Raw genomic sequence first — 19,051 nt, 5'->3', positions numbered from 1 at the left:
GCGCGCAGCCTAGTGGCGGAGTCCGACACCGCCCGTGGTTCAGCCGCTGCGTGGGGCGTACATGATGACGGCGACCCCGACCAGGCAGAGGGCCGCGCCGACGAGGTCGTAGCGGTCGGGGCGGAACTTGTCGACGACCATGCCCCACGCGAGGGAGCCGGCGACGAAGACGCCGCCGTACGCGGCCAGGATGCGGCCGAAGTTCGGGTCGGGCTGGAAGGTGGCGACGAAGCCGTAGAACCCGAGGGCGATGACCCCGGCCGCCACCCACAGCAGCCCCCGGTTCTCGCGCCAGCCCTGCCACACGAGCCAGGCCCCGCCGATCTCGGCGAGCGCGGCGAGCAGGAACAGCAGGATGGAGCGGGCCACCGTCATGGGGTCGAAGGTAGCCGGAGCCTCACCTGGTCATCGGGCGGGCGGCCCGCCGCTGACGGCCGCGATGTGCAGGGCCAGTTCCCGCGCGACGTCCTCCATGCTCTGGCCAGTCCGGGTCCCGGGTCGGCCGCCCATCAGGGCGCCACGGTGAGCGGGTTGCCGGCGGCGCGCGCGGCGTGGAAGCGCCTGGCGACGTCGGCCCAGTCGACCAGGTCCCAGAGGCGGTCGACGTAGTCCGGACGCACGTTCTTGTACTGAAGGTAGTAGGCGTGCTCCCAGGCGTCGAAGACCAGGATCGGCGTCGAGCCGTGGCCGACGTTGCCGTGGTGGTCGTAGACCTGTTCGACGATGAGGCGCTGCGCCAGCGGCTCCCACGCCAGGACGCCCCATCCGGAGCCCTGCACGCTCTTCGTGGCGGCGGAGAGCTGCCCGGCGAAGCCGTCGAACGAGCCGAAGTGCTCCTGAATGGCGGCGGCCAGCTCGCCGTCGGGGCGGTCGCCGCCCTCCGGAGAGAGGTTGTTCCAGAAGATCGAGTGCAGGACGTGCCCGGAGAGGTTGAAGGCGAGCGTCTTCTCCAGGCCGACCAGCGCCGAGTAGTCGCCCTTGTCGCGGGCCTCGGCGAGCTGGTCGAGGGCGTCGTTGCTGCCCTTGACGTACGCGGCGTGGTGCTTGCTGTGGTGCAGCTCCAGGATCTGACCGCTCATGGCGGGTTCGAGCGCCCCGTAGTCGTAGGGCATGTCGGGGAGCTGGTAGACGGCCATGGGGACCCTTTCGCGAGTGGAGGCTCTCCCGGTCAGTATGCCTTATTGCAAAGTGATGGCAACTACGGAATATTGGCAACTGGAGCGGGTCGCACGGGATCCCTCCACGGCCGACACCGTCGGCAGGGCGCGCCTCCACGCCGCGATGATCACCGGTGGAGGCGCGCCCTTCAGCCCTCTCGACCGGTACGAGATGCGGGCCGTGAACTGGCGCCAGCCCCGGCCGTGCCCGGCCTGACGCACCGCGCTCCCTCCCAGGGGGGAGGCGGTCCCCTCGCGCTCGGGAGTCGGCGCGCGGCCCGTCGGACCTAGCGTCGAGGCCATGGACGCTTCTCCTGGTGCGCGGCGATGGCCGGCCTACGCGGTGGCGGTGCTCTTCCTCGCGTACGCCGTGGGCAAGGCTGCCTTCGCTCTCGACTCCCGGCTCGGTTTCCCGGGCGGCCCGGTCGTCCCGGCTGCCGAGCACGAACGCTACGCCCGCGACATGATGGGCGTGGCGACCGCGCAGTGGTCGGCGACCGCGTCGGGGGTGGCGGGCGCCTGCCTGGCCCTCGCCACGGTCACGGCGCCGGGGCGCCGGGTGCCGAGGCCCCTGATGCTGCTGGCGCTGGCGGGCATGCTGCTGGCCGTCGGGGCCGGCGCGACGATCATGGTGGTGGACGGGTTCGTGGGCCTCGGCGTGGGCTGGCAGTGGTACCACGGGGTCCTCGGGCTCGTCATGATCGGGCTGCTCGTGGCGATGATCCGGTCCTACGTGGTGGCGACGAGACGTGCCGCGCACTGACCGGGCGCGGGTGGGCGCGTACGGCGCGGCGGCGTGCGCGTCGGCCTACGGGACGATGAAGCTCGCGCAGGCGCTGGGGGCCAACGCGCTGGCCGACAAGGACCCGCTCCCGCCGGAGCTGCGCGAACGGCTCCTCGCCCGTGATCCGCTGTTCGTGGCGAGCCACTGGGTGCTGGCCGCCGCCGCGGTCGTCGGCGTCGTGGTCGCGCTGGCCACCCTGCGCCCGTGGCGGGCCGCCCTGCCGCGCCGGCTGCTGCTGGCGGTCACCTGGACGCTCGGCATCCTCATGATCGCCCGTTCGGTCGGGGCGCTGGGGCACGGCCTGGTCGGTGACGCGCTGCTGCTGACCGGCGTCCGGCCGCCTCCGGTCGGGCACGCCGCCCTGGCCCGCGACCTGGCGTGGTGGGACCTGTTGCTGTGGTCGCCGTTCTTCCTGCTCTGGGGGACGTGCTGGACGGCGGCGGGATGGCGGCTGGGCAGGCGGCACCGCTGACGCTGCCGTGCGGGTTGCGCGTGTAGAGGGCCGGTGTTGACACCCCTGCGACGTCGTCGGCACCGGCTGACCGTGCGACCGTCGGCGGCCTACGATCTCGCCATGATCACCCCGCCCCTCCCGCCCGACGTGCTCGCCCGCTACGCCGGGCTGGAGAAGCTCGGCCGTACGGCGACCCGGCTGCACCCGCGCCGGGGGGCGGTCACGGCCGCCGGGAGCCACGTCGGCGGGCCGCTGCGCTGGCCGGCCAACGAGCCCTGGCCCACCTGCGAGGCGCCGCACATGGTGCACGAGGAGGTGCCGATCCCGGCCGAGCTGGTGAACCGGATGCGGGCGGCGGAGCGCGGGCGCAGGCAGTCGCACGTCCTGGCCGAGGGCGAGGTCGAGCTGCACCGGGAGGTCGCCACCCTGGTCGGCCCGGGTTTTACCGGCTGGGGCTCGCGCGGGGGCGGCCCGGTCGTCGGCCACCGGTACGTGCCGCGACCGCACCCCGTACCGAACCCGATGGTCGCGCTGGCGCAGTTGCGCGCGCAGGACGTCCCCGACCTGCCCCGCCCCGGCGGGGCGGACCTGTTGCAGGTGTTGTGGTGCCCGTTCGAGCACTCCGAGGGCCCGTGGGGGCCGACGGTGGAGCTGCGCTGGCGGCGGGAGGCCGACCTGACCGACCTCCTCGCGGAGCCGCCGCGCGCGAGGTCGGCAACGACGAGTACGTGCCCCGGCCGTGCCGGCTGCACCCGGAACGGGTCGTCGAGTACCCGTACCCGCAGGAGCTGCCGGCGGGCCTGCGGACGCTTGTCGACGAGAAGGACGAGGAGGGTGAGTACGACGACGACTACGTCGACACCTTCATGGCGCCCGGCTGGAAGGTCGGCGGCTACGCCGACTGGAGCCTCACCGACCTGCGCCCGACGCCGTGCCCCCGCTGCGCCGGCCCCACCACGTTGGCACTCGTCATCGCCTCCTCCGAGCGGGGCACCGGGCGCTGGCAGCCGACGCGGACGGACGGCGATCCGGACGACGACCCGTACGAGCCGACCGGAGTGGTCGTGGGCCGGCACGGCGCGCTGCGCGTCTTCGTGTGCCTGAGCTGCCCGGACGTGCCGTTCCTGCTCGACCAGCAGTGAGGGCGCGAAGGCCGTCGCCAACCCGCCCTCCGCCGCCCCGCCAGGCGTCGTGGCCGACGGGTGGAACACCATGGGTGTCAACGCCCGTCTGTGACAGCGCGAGATTCTGAGATCGGCGGTCGCGCGTTGTCCGGAACCGGGTCGCCCGTTCGTCACCCTGGTGAGAACCCGACATCGAGGAGCGGCATGAAGTACCTGATGTTCGTCTGCACCGACAGCGAGCCGGACACCGACCGGACCGACTGGCCGGACGTCGAGGCGTGGGTCGCGGAGAACGACGCCCGGGGCCGGCGGCTGACGGGTGACGCCCTGGCAGAGACGACGGCGGCCACCACGGTCCGCGTCCGCAACGGGGAGTTGCTGCTCTCCGACGGCCCGTTCGCCGAGACCAAGGAGGTGATCGTGGGCTTCGATCTGCTGGAGTGCGCCGACCTGGACGAGGCGATCGAGGTGGCGCGCGCCCACCCGATGGCCCGTGAGGGACGGCTCGAACTGCGCCCGATCGTGAGCCTGGATGGCTGACGGCCCCACCGGGCGGCTCGCGGTGGCCGACGCCGTCGCCGCCGCGAGCACCGGCTCGTACGCCCGGATCGTCGCGACGCTGATCCGGGTGACCGGCGACTGGACCCTGGCCGAGGACTGCGCCCAGGAGGCGTCGGCGCTCGCGCTGACCCGGTGGCCGGTGGAGGGCGTGCCCGCCAACCCGGGCGGCTGGCTGATGACGGTGGCCCGCAACCGCGCGATCGACGTGCTCCGGCGCTCCTCGGTCGAGCGGCGCAAGCTGCGTGAGCTGGCCGTCCTCGCGCTGACCGGGCCGGAGCCGGAACCGCAGCCGGGGACGGCGGGGGAGGGGGAGATCGTGGACGACCGGCTGCGGCTCGTCTTCACCTGCTGCCACCCGGCCCTGGCGTTGGAGGCGCGGGTCGCCCTGACGCTGCGTACGGTCTGCGGGGTGCCGACCGCCGACATCGCGCGGGCCCTCCTGGTCACCGAGTCGACCATGGCCCGGCGGCTCACCCGGGCCAAGGCGAAGATCGCCGCCGCCGGCATCCCGTACCGCGTGCCGACCGGTCCGATGCTCGCGGAGCGGCTCCCCGGCGTCCTCGCCGTGCTGTACCTGCTCTTCACCCGGGGCTACGACGCCGACGGCGAGCCCGCCTTCGCCGACGAGGCGATCCGCCTGGCCCGGTTGCTCGACCGGCTGATGCCGGGCCAGCCCGAGGTGGCCGCCCTGCTGGCCCTCTTCCTGCTCCAGCACTCCCGGCGCGACGCCCGGCGCGACCGCGACGGCAACCTGCTCACCCTCGACCGGCAGGACCGCGCCCGCTGGGACCACGCCGCGATCGCCGAGGGCGTCGGCATCCTCGCGCGGGTCCCGGCGGACGGCCCGTACGCCCTCCAGGCCCGGATCGCCGCGTGCCACGCCACCGCCGCGTCCGCCGGGGCCACCGACTGGGCCGCGATCGCCGAGGCGTACGACCGGCTCGTCCGGTGGCAGCCGTCGCCGGTGGTCGAGCTGAACCGCGCCGTCGCGCACGGTTACGCGCACGGGCCGGCGGCGGGGCTGGCGCTGCTGGCCGCGGCCCGGGCCGGCGGGGCGCTGGACGGCTACCCGCTCGCCGTCGCCGCCGAGGCCGAGCTGACCGCCCGGCGGGGCGACCGCGAGCGGGCCGCCGCGCTGTTCCGACGGGCCGCCGACGCCCACGGTGGCGCGGAGCGCCGCGCCCTGCTGGAGCGCGCCGACCAGCTCAGCTGATGTGGTGCAGGATCACGTTGTGCACGTGGTGGCTCTTGTCGGAGCCCCGGAACTCCACCTCGTAGGTGTGCGTGCCGACGTGGATCGCGATGGCCCCGGTGGAGAAGAACGAGCCGCCCCACGACTTGTTGCTGACCACGCTGACGCTGGTGATCTTCGAGTACGGGATGCTGGTGATGGCGTACCGCTTGCCGACGAACGAGCGGTCCTGGATGATGACGCGCCGGTCGGTCAGGCCGATGAAGCCGGTGCCGGTGCCGACGGCGTCGTAGACGGCGATGATCTGTTCTCCGTGGAGCAGGCCGCTCTGGATCTGCTGGAACTGCTCCTTGCGGTCGTACGTCGCGTTCGCCATGTCTCCACGGTAGGCAGGGCGCGCCAACCGGAGATCACTGCCGGTGGGCGAGGACGAGGAACTCGCCGTCGCCCCGGCCCACCGGCTCCCCGCCCCAGCCGCCGTGGATCCGGTCCACGACGAACCCGGCCGACCCCAGCGGGCCGCGCAACTCCTCCTCGGTGCGGAAGCGCAGGGTGGCCGAGCTGAGCAGCTCCTCGCCGTCGGTGAAGAGGTAGTGGTGGGTGAAGTCGACCCGCCCGCCGGACACCGTGTGGACCTCCGTCCACGCCCGGACCACCTCGCCGTCGGGGAGCGTGATCCGTCGCCGCGAGTCGACCGGGTTCCAGCGTTCCCACCGCCGGTCCGCCGGGTCGCGCGAGTCGAACGCCAGCCGGCCGCCGGGCACCAGCGCCCGGGCCAGGTCGGCGAGCGTACGGGCCCAATCGTCGTCGTCCACGAGGAACTGCGCGACGTGGCTGGTCAGCACCGCCACGTCGAACGACCGGTCCGCCAGTACGGCCGAGGTGCCCTCGACCCACGTCACCCGCTCGGCGCCCGGCTTGGCGCGGGCGGCGTCCAGCGACGCGCCGGCCGGGTCGACGCCGGTGACGGCGTGGCCGGCCTCGGCCAGGGCGAGGGCGAGCCGCCCCGTGCCGCAGCCCAGGTCGAGGACCCGCGCGGCGGGCGTCCCGCCGACGACGGCGAGAAACCAGTCGTCGTCACGCGACCAGGGGCACTCGGCGTCGTAGACCGCGACCAGCCGTGGATGGCGGAACTCACCGTGCCTCATCGACGTCGATCATGCCAGTGCGGTCGGGCACCCGTCAGGCCGTGTTCGCGTCGGTCGCGGCCCGGACGAACTCGTGGACCCGGGCCGTGCCGTTGCTCTCCCGCCAGACCATGCCCCGCCGGATCGGTGGCGCGTCGCGGATCGGCACGTACGCCACGTCGGGGCGCGGGTAGTAGCGGCGGGTGTGCTCGCCCACCGGCAGCACCCCTCGCCCCATCGCGACCAGCGTCAGCATCTCCGAGAACGTGTTGCCCGCCGGCCCCTTCGGCACCGGCCGCCCCGACGGCGTCTGCTCGGGCGTGCGGTCGCGCTTGAACTCCGCCGAGGTCACGGCCGGGTACTGCACCACCGGGTGGTCGCCGAGCGCCTCCAGGGAGACGGACTCCTGCCGGGTCAGCGGGTGCCCGGCGGCCACCGCGAGCAACCGCCGTTCCTCCAGCAGCGCCGGTCCGCAGGCCATCCCGTCGAAGGGGTACGCGGCCATCAGGACGTCGACGGAGCCGTCGAGCAGGCTCTGCCGGGAGTTGAAGAGCTGCACCTCCCGCACCTCGACCTGGCAGTCGGGGTGGCGTCGCGAGAACAGGGCGACGGCCTTGAGCAGCGTCGGCGCGGTCCACTCGCCGAGGAAGGCGACCCGCAGCCGCCCGGTCACGCCCCGCCCCGCCTCGACGGCCCGGCGTACGGCGTCGTCGATGCCGGCGGCCAGCGGCGCCAGGTCGGCGGCGAGCTGCCGCCCGATCGGGGTGAGCTGGACGACCCGGCTGGTACGGGCGAAGAGCGGGGCGCCGACGCGGCGTTCCAGCTGCTTGACCACCTGGCTGATCCGCCCGGTGGTCACCCGCAGGCGCTCCGCCGTCCGGCCGAAGTGCAACTCCTCGGCGAGGGTCAGGAAGGTCTCCAGCTCGTGTCGTTCCAGCACGTCCCGCCCCATCGTTGACTCCGGCTCAACGATGGTAGTGCGATCGCGTCTTGGTCGGCGTCGCCGGCCGGCGGATCGTGAGGGGCATGGAAACGACGACAGTTACCGACTACCTGGCCGATCTCGACGCCCCGCTGCGGGAGATCGGCGAGAAGCTGCGCCCCGTCATCGAGGCGGCCCTGCCGGGGGCGACCGGGGCGATGTGGCACGGACACCCGGTCTGGGGGCTCGGCGACCGGCCGGGCCGGCGTCCCGTCTGCCTCGTGAAGGCGTACGGCGCGTACGTCACCTTCGGGCTGTGGCGCGGCGGCGAGGTCACCGACCCCTCGGGGCGGCTGGTCGCCGGCGCCCGGCAGATGGCCTCCGTGAAGCTGCGGACCCTCGCCGACGTCGACCCCGCCCTGTTCACCGACTGGCTGCGCCAGGCCCAAGCCCTGGAGGCGAGGTGAGCGCGGTGCGGGTCACGGGCTTCGACCACCTGGTGCTCAACGTGACCGATGTGGAGCGCGCGCTGGACTTCTACTGCGGACTGCTCGGCCTGGCCCCGGTGCGGGTCGACCAGTGGCGGGCCGGCGCCGTCCCGTTCCCCTCGGTACGGGTCGACGCGGGGACCATCATCGACCTCGTCCGCCGGGACCGGGGCGAATCCAACGTCGACCACTTCTGTCTGGTGGTGGAGCCGCTGGACTGGGCGGAGGTCGTCGCGTCGGGCGCCTTCACGGTGATCGAGGGGCCGGTGGGCCGGTTCGGCGCGCGGGGCAGCGCCACCTCGCTCTACGTGCGGGACCCGGACGGCAACTCCGTGGAACTGCGCTGGTACCCCCAGGACGCCGCCTGAGCGGAGGCCGCTGCGGGACCGCATGCCGACCCCTGCCGCCGCGTTCAGGCCGACGCCGCCGGAGCGCGTACCGGCCGGGCGGCCCGGTGGCGGCCCGCAACGCGTGAAGCCCCGCCGACTCGGTCGGCGGGGCTTCGGGCGCGGTGTGGATTACCGGTTGGTGCGCGGGTCGGCGTCGCGGCTGCGGCTGCCGGACTTGGCCAGGCCACGGCTGACCAGGTAACCGATGGTCAGCAGCGTGATGTACCACCAGGCCTTGTCGGCCGCGAAGTAGTCCCCGCCGTTGTCGGCGGCGCCGTCACCGACGGCGTTCGAGGCGATCAGGACGCCGATCACGGAGAGCAGGTAGACGGCCAGCTCCGTGGTCTTCCACGACGGCTTGGTCTCGTCGCCGTGCCGGTGGGCGTGCCGGACGTCGTGGTCCACGTGGTGGCCGTCGTGGTCTGTCAGCCGGTCGGTCACGCGGTTCGCGGTGGGGGTAGCCATGTCAGCTCCAAAAAATGCGTTATCAGGTGTTCAGTCGGTTACGGGGCCTGTTGTCTGCTCCCGCGCCGGATTGATACCCACGCACCTTTCAGGGAAACATCAGCCTTCCCAGCCGACCACGGCTGCCGCGCCGACCGGCTCGGAACGGAGCGCCGGGTGCCGTGTGCGGCGGGTCAGGGCTGGCTGACCGCACGGTAGGCGTCCTCGATGCGGGCGGCCAGCAGGACCTCCCCCTCGGTCAGCGGCGCGTTGCCGTGCCCCACCCGGATCTGGGTCTGGTCGGCTCGGCGGCTGATCTCCGGACGCAGGTGCAGCGCGTCGGCGACCACCTTCACCCGCTCGGTGAGGGCGGCGTGCTGCGAGTCGTCGATGACGAGGGTGCGTCGGATCTGCTCACCCTCGCGGATCCAACCGGTGAGGAGCGTCAGCGCGTCGCTGAGGTAGTCGTGCTTGGATCGACTGCTGAACAGCGCGCGCATCACCGCACCTCCCAGGCGCCGTTGCCGGCTTGTGGCCAAATCGTCGCCGTCCCGTGTCTTGTCGGTGCCTTCTAGTCTGTCCTCGCATGGTGGGTGTGTCCACGCCCACACTTCCGGGTTCTCCTGCCCTGACGGTCGGCCACGCTACCCAAACCGCCGATTGATCTGGCACGCTGGACGCCCGTGCGGACCGAACGGGCGAATGGCGGCGGGCAGGCCGAGCGACGGGACCTCAGGGTGATCGTCGGGGCGGCGATCATCAGGGACGGCCGGGTGCTCGCCTGCGCCCGTTCCGCCCCGCCCGAGGTGGCGGGCATGTGGGAGTTCCCCGGCGGCAAGGTGGAGCCGGGCGAGAGCGAGACCGCCGCGCTCGCCCGCGAGTGCGCCGAGGAGTTGGCCGTACGCGTGGAGATCGGCGACCGGGTGGGCCGCAACGTTCGGATGGCCCACGGCCGCTCGGTGCTCAAGGTGTACGCGGCCCGCCTGCTGCACGGTGACCAGCCGCGGGCCCTCGAACACTCCGCGTTGCGCTGGCTCTCCGCCGACGAGTTGGACACCGTCACCTGGCTCCCGGCCGACGCACCCATCGTCGCGGCCCTCCGGCCCATCCTGACCGCCTGAGCGGAAGCGGACATCCGAGCCGAAAGAGGACGGGGGCCGGCGGCATCAGCCGCGGCCCCCGTCATCGTCAGCGCACTCAGTGCTTGTCCTGCTCCGGGTGGGCGAAGTTCAGGTGCTCCGGCGGCAGCGGGAAGGTCACGTCGTCGCCGAACGGCGACGGCGCCGCCGCCCGGTCGAACGTGAGCTCCGTCAGCGGCAGCTTGCCGTGGTCGTCGACGGCCGGCGCGGTCGGCCTCGGCACCTCGCGGTCCCAGTTGACGCCGCGCTGCGCCTGTACCTCGGCCCGCGGGTCGTGGGAGCCGCCCGCGTGCGAGTGCACGCCCCCGTGCGCCGCGCTGCCGCGCACCGCACCGCTGACGTGTTCGCTGGTCACGCTGGTCTGAGGCACCTGACCCCTCCGGAAGATCTTGCTACCAAGCCACACGAGGGGATCGTACCTGCGGTCGACGACCCGCTCCTTCATGGGGATGATCCCGTTGTCCGTGATCTTGATGTGCTCGGGGCAGACCTCGGTGCAGCACTTGGTGATGTTGCAGAACCCGAGGCCCTGCTCGGCCTGCGCGTACTCCTTGCGGTCGCTCTTCGCGTCCAGCGGGTGCATGTCCAGCTCGGCCGCCCGGATGAAGTACCGCGGCCCGGAGAACGCCTGCTTGTTCTCCTCGTGGTCGCGGATGACGTGGCAGACGTTCTGGCACAGGAAGCACTCGATGCACTTGCGGAACTCCTGCGAGCGCTCCACGTCGACCTGCTGCATCCGGTACTCGCCGGGCGCCAGGTCGGCCGGCGGCGCGAACGCCGGCGTCTCCCGCGCCTTCTCGTAGTTGAACGAGACGTCGGTGACCAGGTCCCGGATCACCGGGAAGGTGCGCAGCGGGGTGACCGTGACCGTCTCGTCCTCCGTGAAGGTGGACATCCGGGTCATGCAGCTCAGCCGCGGCTTGCCGTTGATCTCCATCGAGCAGGAGCCGCACTTGCCGGCCTTGCAGTTCCAGCGGCAGGCCAGGTCGGGGGCGTCGGTCGCCTGGAGCCGGTGGATGACGTCGAGGACCACCTCGCCCTCGTTCACCTCCACCATGTAGTCCTGGAGGTCGCCGCCGTTCTCGTCGCCGCGCCAGATGCGGAACTGGCGCTTCGCGCCCGGCTTCCCGGGCCCCTGGGGGTTCTGGTTACCCATTGCGTCAGCGCTCCTTCTCGGTCTCGACGTCGGCGACCTGGGCGTCGAACTCGGCGAGTTCCTCGTCCGTGAGGTACTTGGCCAGCTCCGCGCGGTCGAAGAGGCCGATCAGCTCCGGGCGCATCCTCGGCAGCGGCTTGCGCTCCAGGCGCACCGTGTCGCCGTCGAGGGAGCAGACCAGGTTGACCCGACGCCACGCCGGATCCATCGCGGGGTGGTCCTCCCGGGTGTGCCCGCCGCGCGACTCCCGCCGCTCCAGCGCCGCCTTCGCGGTGCACTCCGAGACCACCAGCATGTTGCGCAGGTCGAGCGCCAGGTGCCAGCCCGGGTTGTAGCGCCGGCCGCCGCTCGCGCTGACCTTCGCCACCCGCTCCCGCAGCTCCGCCAGCCTGCCCAGCGCGTCGACCAGCTCGCCCTCGCGGCGGATGATGCCGACCAGGTCGCCCATCACCGCCTGGAGGTCCTGCTGGAGGGTGTACGGGCTCTCGCCGGTGTCCCGCTGCAACGGGGCCAGGGCCGTCTCCACCGCGGCCTCCACGGCGGCGACGCCCACCTTCGGGCGTGCGGGGAGGCCGTCGGCGTACGTGGCGGCGTGGCCGCCCGCGCGCTTGCCGAAGACCAGCAGGTCGGACAGGGAGTTGCCGCCGAGCCGGTTGGAGCCGTGCATGCCGCCGGACACCTCGCCCGCGGCGAAGAGCCCCCGCACGTGGCCGAAGGCGGCCCCGCTGTCGGGGTCGACCTCGACGCCGCCCATCACGTAGTGACAGGTGGGCCCGACCTCCATCGGCTCCCTGGTGATGTCGACGTCGGCCAGCTCCTTGAACTGGTGGTACATCGACGGCAGTCGACGGCGGATCTCCTCCGCCGGCTTGCGGGAGGCGATGTCCAGGTAGACGCCGCCCGCCGGCGTGCCCCGCCCGGCCTTGACCTCGCTGTTGATCGCCCGGGCCACCTCGTCGCGGGGCAGCAGCTCCGGCGGGCGGCGGTTGTTGTCCGGGTCGGTGTACCAGCGGTCCGCCTCCTCCTCGGTCTCCGCGTACTGCTTGCGGAAGACGTCGGGGACGTAGTCGAACATGAACCGCTTGCCGTCGGAGTTCTTCAGCACGCCGCCGTCGCCGCGCACCGACTCGGTGACCAGGATGCCCTTCACCGACGGCGGCCAGACCATGCCGGTCGGGTGGAACTGGAGGAACTCCATGTTGATCAGCGTCGCGCCGGCCCGCAGCGCCAGCGCGTGCCCGTCGCCCGTGTACTCCCAGGAGTTCGAGGTGACCTTGTAGGAGCGGCCGACACCGCCGGTCGCCAGCACCACCGCCGGCGCCTCGAACAGGACGAACTCGCCGGACTCCCGGTAGTAGCCGAACGCGCCGGCGACCCGGTCGCCGTCGAGCAGCAGCTCGGTGATCGTGGTCTCGGAGAAGACCTTGATCCGGGCGTCGTACGAGCCGTGGTCGCGCTTGTCCTCCTGCTGGAGCGACACGATCTTCTGCTGGAGGGTGCGGATCAGCTCCAGGCCGGTCCGGTCGCCGACGTGCGCCAGGCGGGGGTACTCGTGGCCACCGAAGTTGCGCTGCGAGATCTTCCCGTCCTTGGTGCGGTCGAAGAGCGCGCCGTACGTCTCCAGCTCCCAGATCCGCTGCGGCGACTCCTTCGCGTGCAGCTCGGCCATCCGGAAGTTGTTGAGGAACTTGCCGCCGCGCATCGTGTCGCGGAAGTGCACCTGCCAGTTGTCCCGGCTGTTCACGTTCCCCATCGCGGCGGCGGCGCCGCCCTCGGCCATCACCGTGTGCGCCTTGCCGAAGAGCGACTTGGAGATGATCGCGGTCTTCTTGCCGGCGAGGCGGGCCTCGATCGCCGCGCGCAGGCCGGCGCCGCCGGCCCCGATCACGACGACGTCGTAGTGGTGTCGTTCGATTCGCGTGGTGTTGGTCATGTCAGGGGCCCTCTAGTTGATGAACCGCAGGTCGTTGAACCAGCCGGCCGCCAGCGCCATGACGTAGAAGTCCGTCAGGGCCAGCGTGCCGAGGGTGATCCAGGCGAGCTGCATGTGCCGGACGTTCAGGGCCGAGACGAAGGTCCAGGTCCGGTAGCGCACCGGGTGCTTGGAGAAGTGCTTGAGCCGCCCGCCGATGATGTGCCGGCACGAGTGGCAGGAGATCGTGTACGCCCACAGCATCACCACGTTGCCGAGCAGGATGATGTTGCCCAGCCCGAAGCCGAAGCCCTTGGGGGAGTGGAAGGCGAGAACCGCGTCCCAGGTGTTGATCAGCGAGATGACCGCGGCGGCGTAGAAGAAGTAGCGGTGCAGGTTCTGCCCGAGCAGCGGGAACCGGGTCTCCCCGCTGTAGGACTTGTGCCCGTCCGGGACCGCGCAGGCGGGCGGCGACAGCCAGAACGACCGGTAGTACGCCTTGCGGTAGTAGTAGCAGGTGAGGCGGAACAGCAGCAGGAACGGCAGCGTCAGCGCCGCGTCCGGGATGATCCACCAGCCGGGCAGGAACCGTCCGAAGTGCGCGGCCTCCGGCAGGCACCGGTCGGTCACGCAGGGGGAGTAGAACGGGGTCAGGTAGTGGTAGTCCTCGACCCAGTAGAAGTCGTGCATGAAGACCCGGACCGTCGCGTACGCCACCCACGCGCTGAGCCCGATCACGGTGATCAGCGGGGCGAGCCACCAGCGGTCGGTTCGCAACGTCTTCGCCGCGATGGCGGCGCGCGCCCGCGCTCCCCGCGGCCTCGTTGCCGTTGATGTCATTCGAGTCGTCTCCCTGACAGGACCCTCACGGGCGGATCAAGTTCCGGTCGGCGCGCGGACCGGCGAACCCGCACCCGCTTGCCACGTCATGCGCACACCAACGACCGCGCCAGCGATACGGCGCAGCTAAGTGACACACGTTACGCCGATCTTCGCGAGCCGTCCGCGCAAGGCAGTGTCCCGTGTGTCCTGGCCGGTGGAAAGCCCTGCACGATGATCGATGTCCGGATGTTAAGAACCTCACCCGACGCCTGTCCGGCGTGCCGGAGCGGCTCGCCCGAAAAGCGTCCCGCGGCGGTGGCCCGTCAGGCCAGCAGGTCCGCCGGCCGGATCGTGGCCCGGACCGGCTCGGTCAGCTCCAGCGTCTCGCCGGCCTTGGTCACCGACCGCTCGACGTAGTGGGCGCCCTGCCGCCGGTAGACGTGCACGGTCAGCGTCTCCTGCTCCACCAGCAGATACCACTCGATGCCGGCCGCCGCGTAGTAGTGCATCTTGAGCACCTTGTCGGTGGCCGCGTTGCCCGGCGAGATGATCTCGCAGACCAGCTTCACGTCGGCCGCCTCGATCCAGGGGTCGTCGAGGTCGATCGGTGCCGTGACGACGAGGTCGGGAATGGGGATGCGACCCGGCCGGAGCCGGACGTTCACTGCTTCCAGGACGCGGAGGCCGGCTTCCCGCGTCGGTCCTCGCAGGGCGGCCCGCAGCTCACCGGAGATGTTCTGGTGGCGGGGCGTAGGGGCTGGGGTCACGTGAAGGCTCCCGTCGAAGAGTTCGACGCGCTGCTGCGTCTCGCCGAGGGCGAGGTACTCCTCTTCGCTCCACGGGCCGTCGTGGCCGAACACCGCCGCGGTCATCGTCACCTCCACCTCGTGCCGGGGGACATCCTTGCGGGACTGCCGCGCCCATCGTCGCACCCGCTGTCCGGGTGCGGGAGGTCAACACCGGTGAATGCCGAGGTGAGGGCTGTTCACGCCCGTTGCAGAGTCGTTACGCTGTGGCCCGCTGACAGCTCCGGTTATGTAGCTTATTTTCACCCTCAGTGCTTTCCTGTAAGTTCTCTTCGTCACTGAGGGAGGGGTCGTGGACAGGCCGGAGTCGGCGCCGTCCGGGAAACCGGACCGCCCCAGCGTGCCGGAGCAGCGCTCCGGCCAGGACCCCTACCTGCGGGTGAGCGACCTGCGGGTCCGGTTCGACACCGAGGACGGCGTGGTGCGCGCGGTCGACGGGGTGTCGTTCGAGGTGGCGCGGGGACGCACCCTCGGCATCGTCGGTGAGTCCGGCTCGGGCAAGAGCGTCACCTCGCTGGCCATCCTCGGGCTGCACGGCGCCAAGCGGACCACCATCACCGGCGAGATCTCCGTCGGCGGCCGCCAGCTGGTCGGCCTGCCGGACGAGGAGCTACGCCGGCTGCGCGGCCGGGACATGGCGATGATCTTCCAGGATCCGCTGTCCGCGCTGCACCCGTACTACACGGTCGGCCGGCAGATCGCCGAGGCGTACCGGGTGCACCACCCGAAGGCCGGCAAGCGCGAGGCGCGCAAGCGCGCGGTGGACATGCTGGGCCGGGTCGGCATCCCGCAGCCAGCCCGCCGCTTCGACCAGTACCCGCACGAGTTCTCCGGGGGCATGCGGCAGCGGGCGATGATCGCCATGGCGCTGGTCAACGACCCCGACCTGCTGATCGCCGACGAGCCGACGACCGCCCTGGACGTGACGGTGCAGGCGCAGATCCTCGACCTGCTGGCCGACCTCCAGGCCGAGTTCCACTCCGCGATCATCCTGATCACCCACGACCTGGGCGTGGTCAGCCAGGTCGCGGACGAGGTGCTGGTCATGTACGGCGGGCGGGCCGTCGAGCACGGCAGCGTCGAGCAGGTGCTGCGCCGGCCGCAGCACCCGTACACCTGGGGTCTGCTCTCCAGCGTGCCCTCGCTGCACGGCGACGCCGACGCGGACCTGATGCCGATCAGGGGCAACCCGCCGAGCCTGATCAACCTGCCGTCCGGCTGCGCCTTCCACCCGCGCTGCCGCTACGCCGACCGCAACGGCGACCGGTCCCGCACGGAGGTCCCGGAGCTGCGCCCGGCGGGCGCGCCCGGCCACCTGGTGGCCTGTCACCTCTCCGCCGACGACCGGACGCTGCTGTACGCGGAGGACATCGCACACGTGGGGGTGGCCCGATGAGTGCCCAGGCCGACACCGCGCCGGTGCGACCGGCCGAGACCGCTGAGCCGCTGCTGCGGGTGCGCGGGCTGGCCAAGCACTTCCCGGTGCGCAACGGCCTGCGGCGCACCGGCCTGGTCCGGGCCGTGGACGGGCTGGACTTCGACGTGCGGCCGGGCGAGACGCTCGGCCTGGTGGGCGAGTCCGGCTGCGGCAAGACGACCACCGGACGGATGCTGGTACGCCTGCTGGAGCCCACGGCGGGCAGCATCGAGTTCGCCGGGCGGGACATCACCCACGCGGGCCGCCGCGAGCTGCGGGCGCTGCGGCAGGACCTCCAGATCATCTTCCAGGACCCGTACGCGTCGCTGAACCCCCGGCACACCGTGGGCCGGATCGTGGCGATGCCGTTGCAGGTCAACGGGATCGACCCGCCGGGCGGGGTGAAGAAGCGGGTCCAGGAGCTGCTGGAACTGGTCGGGCTGAACCCGGAGCACTACAACCGCTACCCGCACGAGTTCTCCGGCGGCCAGCGGCAGCGCATCGGCATCGCCCGCGCGCTCGCCCTGCAACCCAAGCTGATCGTCGCCGACGAGCCGGTCTCCGCCCTGGACGTGTCGATCCAGGCGCAGGTGGTCAACCTGCTGCGCGACCTGCAACGCGACCTCGGTCTGGCGTTCGTCTTCATCGCGCACGACCTGGCCGTGGTGCGGCACTTCTGCCAGCGGGTCGCCGTCATGTACCTGGGCAAGGTCGTCGAGATCGGCGACCGGGACGACATCTACGAACGCCCGCAGCATCCGTACACCCGGGCCCTGCTCTCGGCCATCCCCGACGTCACCCAGCTCGGCGCGGCGGGCCGGATCCGGCTCTCGGGGGACGTCCCGACGCCGCTGGACCCGCCGTCGGGTTGCCGTTTCCGCACCCGGTGCTGGAAGGCGCAGGAGCGGTGCGCCACCGAGGAGCCGGCGCTGGTGCCGCGCGGCGGCGACCAGGCCACCGCCTGCCACTTCCCCGAGACGGGGCCGGTCGGCGCCACCACGGGACCGGCCGGTGACGACGCGCGGCCGGCGGACCCCGGGACGGCCGGGGTCGGCACGACCGCCGAGGAGGTGTCGAAGTGAGCTTGTCCCCGGTCGAGGGCACGGCGCTGGCCGAGATCGAGTCCGGCGGCGACGCCGGCGAGGGGAAGACGCTGGTCGGCCGCTCGCCGGGCCAGCTCGTCCGCAGCCGGCTGCGCGGCGACCGCACCGCCCTGGTGAGCGGCGTGGTGCTGGTCTTCTTCGTGCTGCTGGCGGTGGGCGCGCCCCTGGTCCAGCGGCTCTACGGGGTGACGCCGAACGAGCAGTTCGGCGAGCTGCTGGACAGCACCGGGATGCCGCTGGGATACGTCGGCGGGATCAGCGGCGACCACTGGTTCGGTCTGGAGCCCGGCCTGGGCCGGGACATCTTCATGCGGATGGTCTACGGCATCCGCACCTCGCTGCTGATCGCGCTCGGCGCCGCCCTGATCACCACCACGATCGGCGTGGTCCTCGGGATCCTCGCCGGCTACCTCGGCGGGGTGGTGGACGCGGTGATCAGCTGGATCACCGACGTGGCGCTGGCGATGCCGTTCCTGATCTTCGCGCTGGCCGTGGTACCGACGTTCTCGCTGCGCTTCTACGGCCCGCGCGACGAGGTGCCGACCTGGTTCGCGGTCACCACGCTGATCGTGGTCTTCACCGCGTTCGGCTGGACCAGCACCGCGCGGCTGGTTCGCGGTCAGGTGGTGTCGCTGCGCGAACGCGAGTTCGTGGAGGCGGCCAAGGCCAGCGGCGCGGGGCTGGGGCACATGCTCTTCCGGCAGCTGCTGCCGAACATCTGGGCCCCGGTCCTGGTGTCGTTCTCGCTGCTGGTGCCGTCGTACGTGACCAGCGAGGCGGCGCTGTCCTTCCTCGGCGTCGGGCTGCCCGAGTCGGTGCCCAGCTTCGGCCGGATGATCTACCGGAGCATCGACTACCTGCAGACCGACCCGGCCTACGTCTTCTTCCCCGGCATCACGATCTTCGCGCTCGTGCTGGCGTTCAACCTCTTCGGCGACGCGTTGCGTGACGCGCTCGATCCGAAGTCGTCACGGTAAGGGGTACTGCGCATGGTGCGCTTCCTGGTGAAGCGGGTGCTGCTGGCGATCTCGGTGCTGTTCGCGGTGAGTGTGGTCAGCTTCCTGCTGTTCTTCGCGCTGCCCGCCGACCCGGTGACCGGCATGTGCCCGAAGAACTGCAACGCCGAGCGTCTGGAGCGGGTGCGGACGGAGCTGGGGCTCAACGAGCCGAAGGTGCAGCAGTACGCCGACTACATGAAGGGCATCTTCGTCGGCCGCGACCTGGGCAGCGCGCAGGGCGGCGAGTGCGCGGCGCCCTGCCTCGGCTACTCGTACGTCAACAGCGAGGCGGTCACCGACACCTTCGCCCGGGTGCTGCCGGTGACGTTGAGCATCGTCCTGCCCGCGGCGGTGCTGTGGCTCGCCATCGGGGTCGGGCTCGGCATGGTCTCGGCCCTGCGGCGCGGCTCGCTGCTGGACCGGATCTCGATCGGCCTCACCCTGACCTTCGCCTCGCTGCAGCTCTACTTCGTCGGCGCGGTCCTGTTGCTGGTCTTCGTCTACACCCTGAAGATCCTGCCCACGCCGCGCTACACGTCCATATTCGACGATCCCGTGGAGTGGGCGCGGGGGCTGGTGCTGGCCTGGGTCACTCTGGCGCTGCTCTTCTCCGCCATCTACGCGCGGCTGTCCCGGGCCCAGATGCTGGAGACGCTCTCGGAGGACTTCGTGCGCACCGCCCGGGCCAAGGGCATGCCGAAGCGGCAGGTGTACGGCAAGCACGCGCTGCGCGCGGCGATCACGCCGATCGTCACCATCGCCGGTCTCGACGTGGGCGCGGCGCTCGGCGGCACGGTGATCACCGAGACCACCTTCGGCATCCAGGGGCTGGGGCGTACGGCGGTGGAGGCGGTCCGCCAGGGCGACCTGCCGACCATCATGGCGACCGTGCTGATCGCCGCGCTGTTCGTGGTCGTCGCCAACATGGTCGTCGACCTGCTCTACGCGTTCGTCGACCCCCGGGTGCGCCTCGGCTGACCCGCGGGGCCCCGGGGCCGATCGTTGTAGCCCCGTTACCTGCTCGAAATTTACCGTCATTGAAGGCTAGGCGAAGCT

The 19,051-nt window shown here is 71.9% G+C and carries 23 protein-coding genes; 12 read left to right on the top strand and 11 right to left on the bottom strand.

Features of this window, described 5'->3' with window-relative positions:
* Nucleotides 1-39: 39 nt before the first annotated feature.
* A complete protein-coding gene (locus DER29_RS23130; RefSeq protein ID WP_121399763.1) occupies nucleotides 40-375 on the bottom strand; it encodes a YnfA family protein in 336 nt (111 codons plus the stop codon).
* Between the two features lie 134 nt (nucleotides 376-509).
* Nucleotides 510-1,136 carry a superoxide dismutase gene (locus DER29_RS23125; RefSeq protein WP_121399762.1) on the bottom strand — a complete coding sequence of 209 codons (627 nt, stop codon included), beginning with the start codon at nucleotides 1,134-1,136 and terminating at the stop codon, nucleotides 510-512.
* Between the two features lie 322 nt (nucleotides 1,137-1,458).
* Between DER29_RS23125 and DER29_RS23115 the strand changes: the two genes are divergently transcribed.
* The 5 genes from DER29_RS23115 to DER29_RS23090 all read left to right on the top strand — a co-directional run bounded on the left by DER29_RS23115 (nucleotide 1,459) and on the right by DER29_RS23090 (nucleotide 5,293).
* Nucleotides 1,459-1,920: a hypothetical protein gene (locus DER29_RS23115; RefSeq protein ID WP_121399760.1), complete on the top strand. Its 462-nt coding sequence runs from the start codon at nucleotides 1,459-1,461 to the stop codon at nucleotides 1,918-1,920.
* Nucleotides 1,907-2,413, top strand: a complete 507-nt coding sequence (locus DER29_RS23110; RefSeq protein WP_199729510.1) for a DUF3995 domain-containing protein — start codon at nucleotides 1,907-1,909, stop codon at nucleotides 2,411-2,413. The genes DER29_RS23115 and DER29_RS23110 overlap by 14 nt, the downstream gene beginning before the upstream one ends.
* Before the next feature lie 710 nt (nucleotides 2,414-3,123).
* Nucleotides 3,124-3,537, top strand: coding sequence for a hypothetical protein (locus DER29_RS23100; RefSeq protein WP_121399758.1), 414 nt, complete (start codon nucleotides 3,124-3,126; stop codon nucleotides 3,535-3,537).
* Between the two features lie 186 nt (nucleotides 3,538-3,723).
* The gene (locus DER29_RS23095; RefSeq protein WP_121399757.1) at nucleotides 3,724-4,059 is read left to right on the top strand and encodes a YciI family protein; all 336 of its coding nucleotides are present in this window, start codon (nucleotides 3,724-3,726) and stop codon (nucleotides 4,057-4,059) included.
* Nucleotides 4,052-5,293, top strand: coding sequence for an RNA polymerase sigma factor (locus tag DER29_RS23090; RefSeq protein WP_121399756.1), 1,242 nt, complete (start codon nucleotides 4,052-4,054; stop codon nucleotides 5,291-5,293). Before DER29_RS23095 ends, DER29_RS23090 begins: the two co-directional genes overlap by 8 nt.
* Here the strand turns inward: DER29_RS23090 and DER29_RS23085 are convergent.
* Genes DER29_RS23085 through DER29_RS23075 form a run of 3 tightly spaced genes read right to left on the bottom strand, consistent with a single transcriptional unit; the run spans nucleotide 5,286 to nucleotide 7,339 of the window.
* A complete protein-coding gene (locus tag DER29_RS23085; protein ID WP_121399755.1) occupies nucleotides 5,286-5,648 on the bottom strand; it encodes a PH domain-containing protein in 363 nt (120 codons plus the stop codon). The genes DER29_RS23090 and DER29_RS23085 overlap by 8 nt on opposite strands.
* A gap of 34 nt (nucleotides 5,649-5,682) precedes the next feature.
* The gene (locus DER29_RS23080; RefSeq protein ID WP_121399754.1) at nucleotides 5,683-6,420 is read right to left on the bottom strand and encodes a class I SAM-dependent methyltransferase; all 738 of its coding nucleotides are present in this window, start codon (nucleotides 6,418-6,420) and stop codon (nucleotides 5,683-5,685) included.
* A gap of 34 nt (nucleotides 6,421-6,454) precedes the next feature.
* Entirely contained in the window at nucleotides 6,455-7,339 is an 885-nt protein-coding gene (locus DER29_RS23075; RefSeq protein WP_121400141.1) for a LysR family transcriptional regulator, read from the bottom strand.
* An 86-nt stretch (nucleotides 7,340-7,425) separates the two neighbouring features.
* On the opposite strand from DER29_RS23075, the gene DER29_RS23070 reads away from it, so the two are divergent.
* The gene (locus DER29_RS23070) at nucleotides 7,426-7,788 is read left to right on the top strand and encodes a DUF1801 domain-containing protein (RefSeq protein ID WP_121400139.1); all 363 of its coding nucleotides are present in this window, start codon (nucleotides 7,426-7,428) and stop codon (nucleotides 7,786-7,788) included.
* On the top strand, nucleotides 7,785-8,177 hold the full coding sequence (locus DER29_RS23065) for a VOC family protein (protein WP_151455030.1): 393 nt from the start codon (nucleotides 7,785-7,787) through the stop codon (nucleotides 8,175-8,177). The genes DER29_RS23070 and DER29_RS23065 overlap by 4 nt, the downstream gene beginning before the upstream one ends.
* Nucleotides 8,178-8,327: 150 nt before the next feature.
* Here the strand turns inward: DER29_RS23065 and DER29_RS23060 are convergent, their stop codons facing one another.
* Together DER29_RS23060 and DER29_RS23055 are read right to left on the bottom strand one after the other, a co-directional pair.
* Nucleotides 8,328-8,663, bottom strand: coding sequence for a hypothetical protein (locus tag DER29_RS23060; protein ID WP_233600111.1), 336 nt, complete (start codon nucleotides 8,661-8,663; stop codon nucleotides 8,328-8,330).
* A 173-nt stretch (nucleotides 8,664-8,836) separates the two neighbouring features.
* Nucleotides 8,837-9,142, bottom strand: coding sequence for a 4a-hydroxytetrahydrobiopterin dehydratase (locus DER29_RS23055; protein ID WP_121399753.1), 306 nt, complete (start codon nucleotides 9,140-9,142; stop codon nucleotides 8,837-8,839).
* Between the two features lie 183 nt (nucleotides 9,143-9,325).
* On the opposite strand from DER29_RS23055, the gene DER29_RS23050 reads away from it, so the two are divergent.
* Complete coding sequence (locus DER29_RS23050; RefSeq protein WP_121399752.1) at nucleotides 9,326-9,763, top strand: (deoxy)nucleoside triphosphate pyrophosphohydrolase; 438 nt, start codon at nucleotides 9,326-9,328, stop codon at nucleotides 9,761-9,763.
* Nucleotides 9,764-9,839: 76 nt separating this feature from the next.
* On the opposite strand, the gene DER29_RS23045 is transcribed toward DER29_RS23050, so the two are convergent.
* The 4 genes from DER29_RS23045 to DER29_RS23030 form a co-directional block, all read right to left on the bottom strand.
* On the bottom strand, nucleotides 9,840-10,937 hold the full coding sequence (locus DER29_RS23045) for a succinate dehydrogenase/fumarate reductase iron-sulfur subunit (RefSeq protein ID WP_121399751.1): 1,098 nt from the start codon (nucleotides 10,935-10,937) through the stop codon (nucleotides 9,840-9,842).
* A 4-nt stretch (nucleotides 10,938-10,941) separates the two neighbouring features.
* The gene (locus DER29_RS23040; RefSeq protein ID WP_121399750.1) at nucleotides 10,942-12,870 is read right to left on the bottom strand and encodes a fumarate reductase/succinate dehydrogenase flavoprotein subunit; all 1,929 of its coding nucleotides are present in this window, start codon (nucleotides 12,868-12,870) and stop codon (nucleotides 10,942-10,944) included.
* Nucleotides 12,871-12,882: 12 nt separating this feature from the next.
* Nucleotides 12,883-13,689: a hypothetical protein gene (locus tag DER29_RS23035; protein ID WP_121399749.1), complete on the bottom strand. Its 807-nt coding sequence runs from the start codon at nucleotides 13,687-13,689 to the stop codon at nucleotides 12,883-12,885.
* Nucleotides 13,690-13,994: 305 nt separating this feature from the next.
* The gene (locus DER29_RS23030) at nucleotides 13,995-14,543 is read right to left on the bottom strand and encodes a Uma2 family endonuclease (RefSeq protein WP_121400137.1); all 549 of its coding nucleotides are present in this window, start codon (nucleotides 14,541-14,543) and stop codon (nucleotides 13,995-13,997) included.
* A gap of 274 nt (nucleotides 14,544-14,817) precedes the next feature.
* On the opposite strand from DER29_RS23030, the gene DER29_RS23025 reads away from it, so the two are divergent.
* Genes DER29_RS23025 through DER29_RS23010 form a run of 4 tightly spaced genes read left to right on the top strand, consistent with a single transcriptional unit; the run spans nucleotide 14,818 to nucleotide 18,973 of the window.
* On the top strand, nucleotides 14,818-15,873 hold the full coding sequence (locus tag DER29_RS23025; RefSeq protein ID WP_370040562.1) for an ABC transporter ATP-binding protein: 1,056 nt from the start codon (nucleotides 14,818-14,820) through the stop codon (nucleotides 15,871-15,873).
* Nucleotides 15,870-16,976, top strand: coding sequence for an ABC transporter ATP-binding protein (locus tag DER29_RS23020; protein ID WP_233600110.1), 1,107 nt, complete (start codon nucleotides 15,870-15,872; stop codon nucleotides 16,974-16,976). The genes DER29_RS23025 and DER29_RS23020 overlap by 4 nt, the downstream gene beginning before the upstream one ends.
* Complete coding sequence (locus tag DER29_RS23015; RefSeq protein ID WP_121399747.1) at nucleotides 16,973-17,974, top strand: ABC transporter permease; 1,002 nt, start codon at nucleotides 16,973-16,975, stop codon at nucleotides 17,972-17,974. Before DER29_RS23020 ends, DER29_RS23015 begins: the two co-directional genes overlap by 4 nt.
* Nucleotides 17,975-17,986: 12 nt before the next feature.
* Nucleotides 17,987-18,973 carry an ABC transporter permease gene (locus DER29_RS23010; RefSeq protein ID WP_121399746.1) on the top strand — a complete coding sequence of 329 codons (987 nt, stop codon included), beginning with the start codon at nucleotides 17,987-17,989 and terminating at the stop codon, nucleotides 18,971-18,973.
* Nucleotides 18,974-19,051: the final 78 nt, after the last annotated feature.

Origin of the sequence: Micromonospora sp. M71_S20 (genome assembly GCF_003664255.1) — a bacterium.
In the GTDB taxonomy this organism is placed as follows: Bacteria; Actinomycetota; Actinomycetes; order Mycobacteriales; family Micromonosporaceae; genus Micromonospora.
The sequence above is the reverse complement of the archived record's forward strand: the minus strand, read 5'-3'. Positions and strand labels throughout refer to the sequence as shown.

What these genes read in the sequence shown, in the direction of transcription:
- DER29_RS23130 (WP_121399763.1), bottom strand. Translation starts at nt 375, where the DNA reads ATGACGGTGGCCCGCTCCATCCTGCTGTTCCTGCTCGCCGCGCTCGCC.
- DER29_RS23125 (WP_121399762.1), bottom strand. Translation starts at nt 1,136, where the DNA reads ATGGCCGTCTACCAGCTCCCCGACATGCCCTACGACTACGGGGCGCTC.
- DER29_RS23115 (WP_121399760.1), top strand. Translation starts at nt 1,459, where the DNA reads ATGGACGCTTCTCCTGGTGCGCGGCGATGGCCGGCCTACGCGGTGGCG.
- DER29_RS23095 (WP_121399757.1), top strand. Translation starts at nt 3,724, where the DNA reads ATGAAGTACCTGATGTTCGTCTGCACCGACAGCGAGCCGGACACCGAC.
- DER29_RS23090 (WP_121399756.1), top strand. Translation starts at nt 4,052, where the DNA reads ATGGCTGACGGCCCCACCGGGCGGCTCGCGGTGGCCGACGCCGTCGCC.
- DER29_RS23085 (WP_121399755.1), bottom strand. Translation starts at nt 5,648, where the DNA reads ATGGCGAACGCGACGTACGACCGCAAGGAGCAGTTCCAGCAGATCCAG.
- DER29_RS23080 (WP_121399754.1), bottom strand. Translation starts at nt 6,420, where the DNA reads ATGAGGCACGGTGAGTTCCGCCATCCACGGCTGGTCGCGGTCTACGAC.
- DER29_RS23070 (WP_121400139.1), top strand. Translation starts at nt 7,426, where the DNA reads ATGGAAACGACGACAGTTACCGACTACCTGGCCGATCTCGACGCCCCG.
- DER29_RS23060 (WP_233600111.1), bottom strand. Translation starts at nt 8,663, where the DNA reads ATGGCTACCCCCACCGCGAACCGCGTGACCGACCGGCTGACAGACCAC.
- DER29_RS23055 (WP_121399753.1), bottom strand. Translation starts at nt 9,142, where the DNA reads ATGCGCGCGCTGTTCAGCAGTCGATCCAAGCACGACTACCTCAGCGAC.
- DER29_RS23045 (WP_121399751.1), bottom strand. Translation starts at nt 10,937, where the DNA reads ATGGGTAACCAGAACCCCCAGGGGCCCGGGAAGCCGGGCGCGAAGCGC.
- DER29_RS23040 (WP_121399750.1), bottom strand. Translation starts at nt 12,870, where the DNA reads ATGACCAACACCACGCGAATCGAACGACACCACTACGACGTCGTCGTG.
- DER29_RS23035 (WP_121399749.1), bottom strand. Translation starts at nt 13,689, where the DNA reads ATGACATCAACGGCAACGAGGCCGCGGGGAGCGCGGGCGCGCGCCGCC.
- DER29_RS23030 (WP_121400137.1), bottom strand. Translation starts at nt 14,543, where the DNA reads ATGACCGCGGCGGTGTTCGGCCACGACGGCCCGTGGAGCGAAGAGGAG.
- DER29_RS23020 (WP_233600110.1), top strand. Translation starts at nt 15,870, where the DNA reads ATGAGTGCCCAGGCCGACACCGCGCCGGTGCGACCGGCCGAGACCGCT.
- DER29_RS23010 (WP_121399746.1), top strand. Translation starts at nt 17,987, where the DNA reads ATGGTGCGCTTCCTGGTGAAGCGGGTGCTGCTGGCGATCTCGGTGCTG.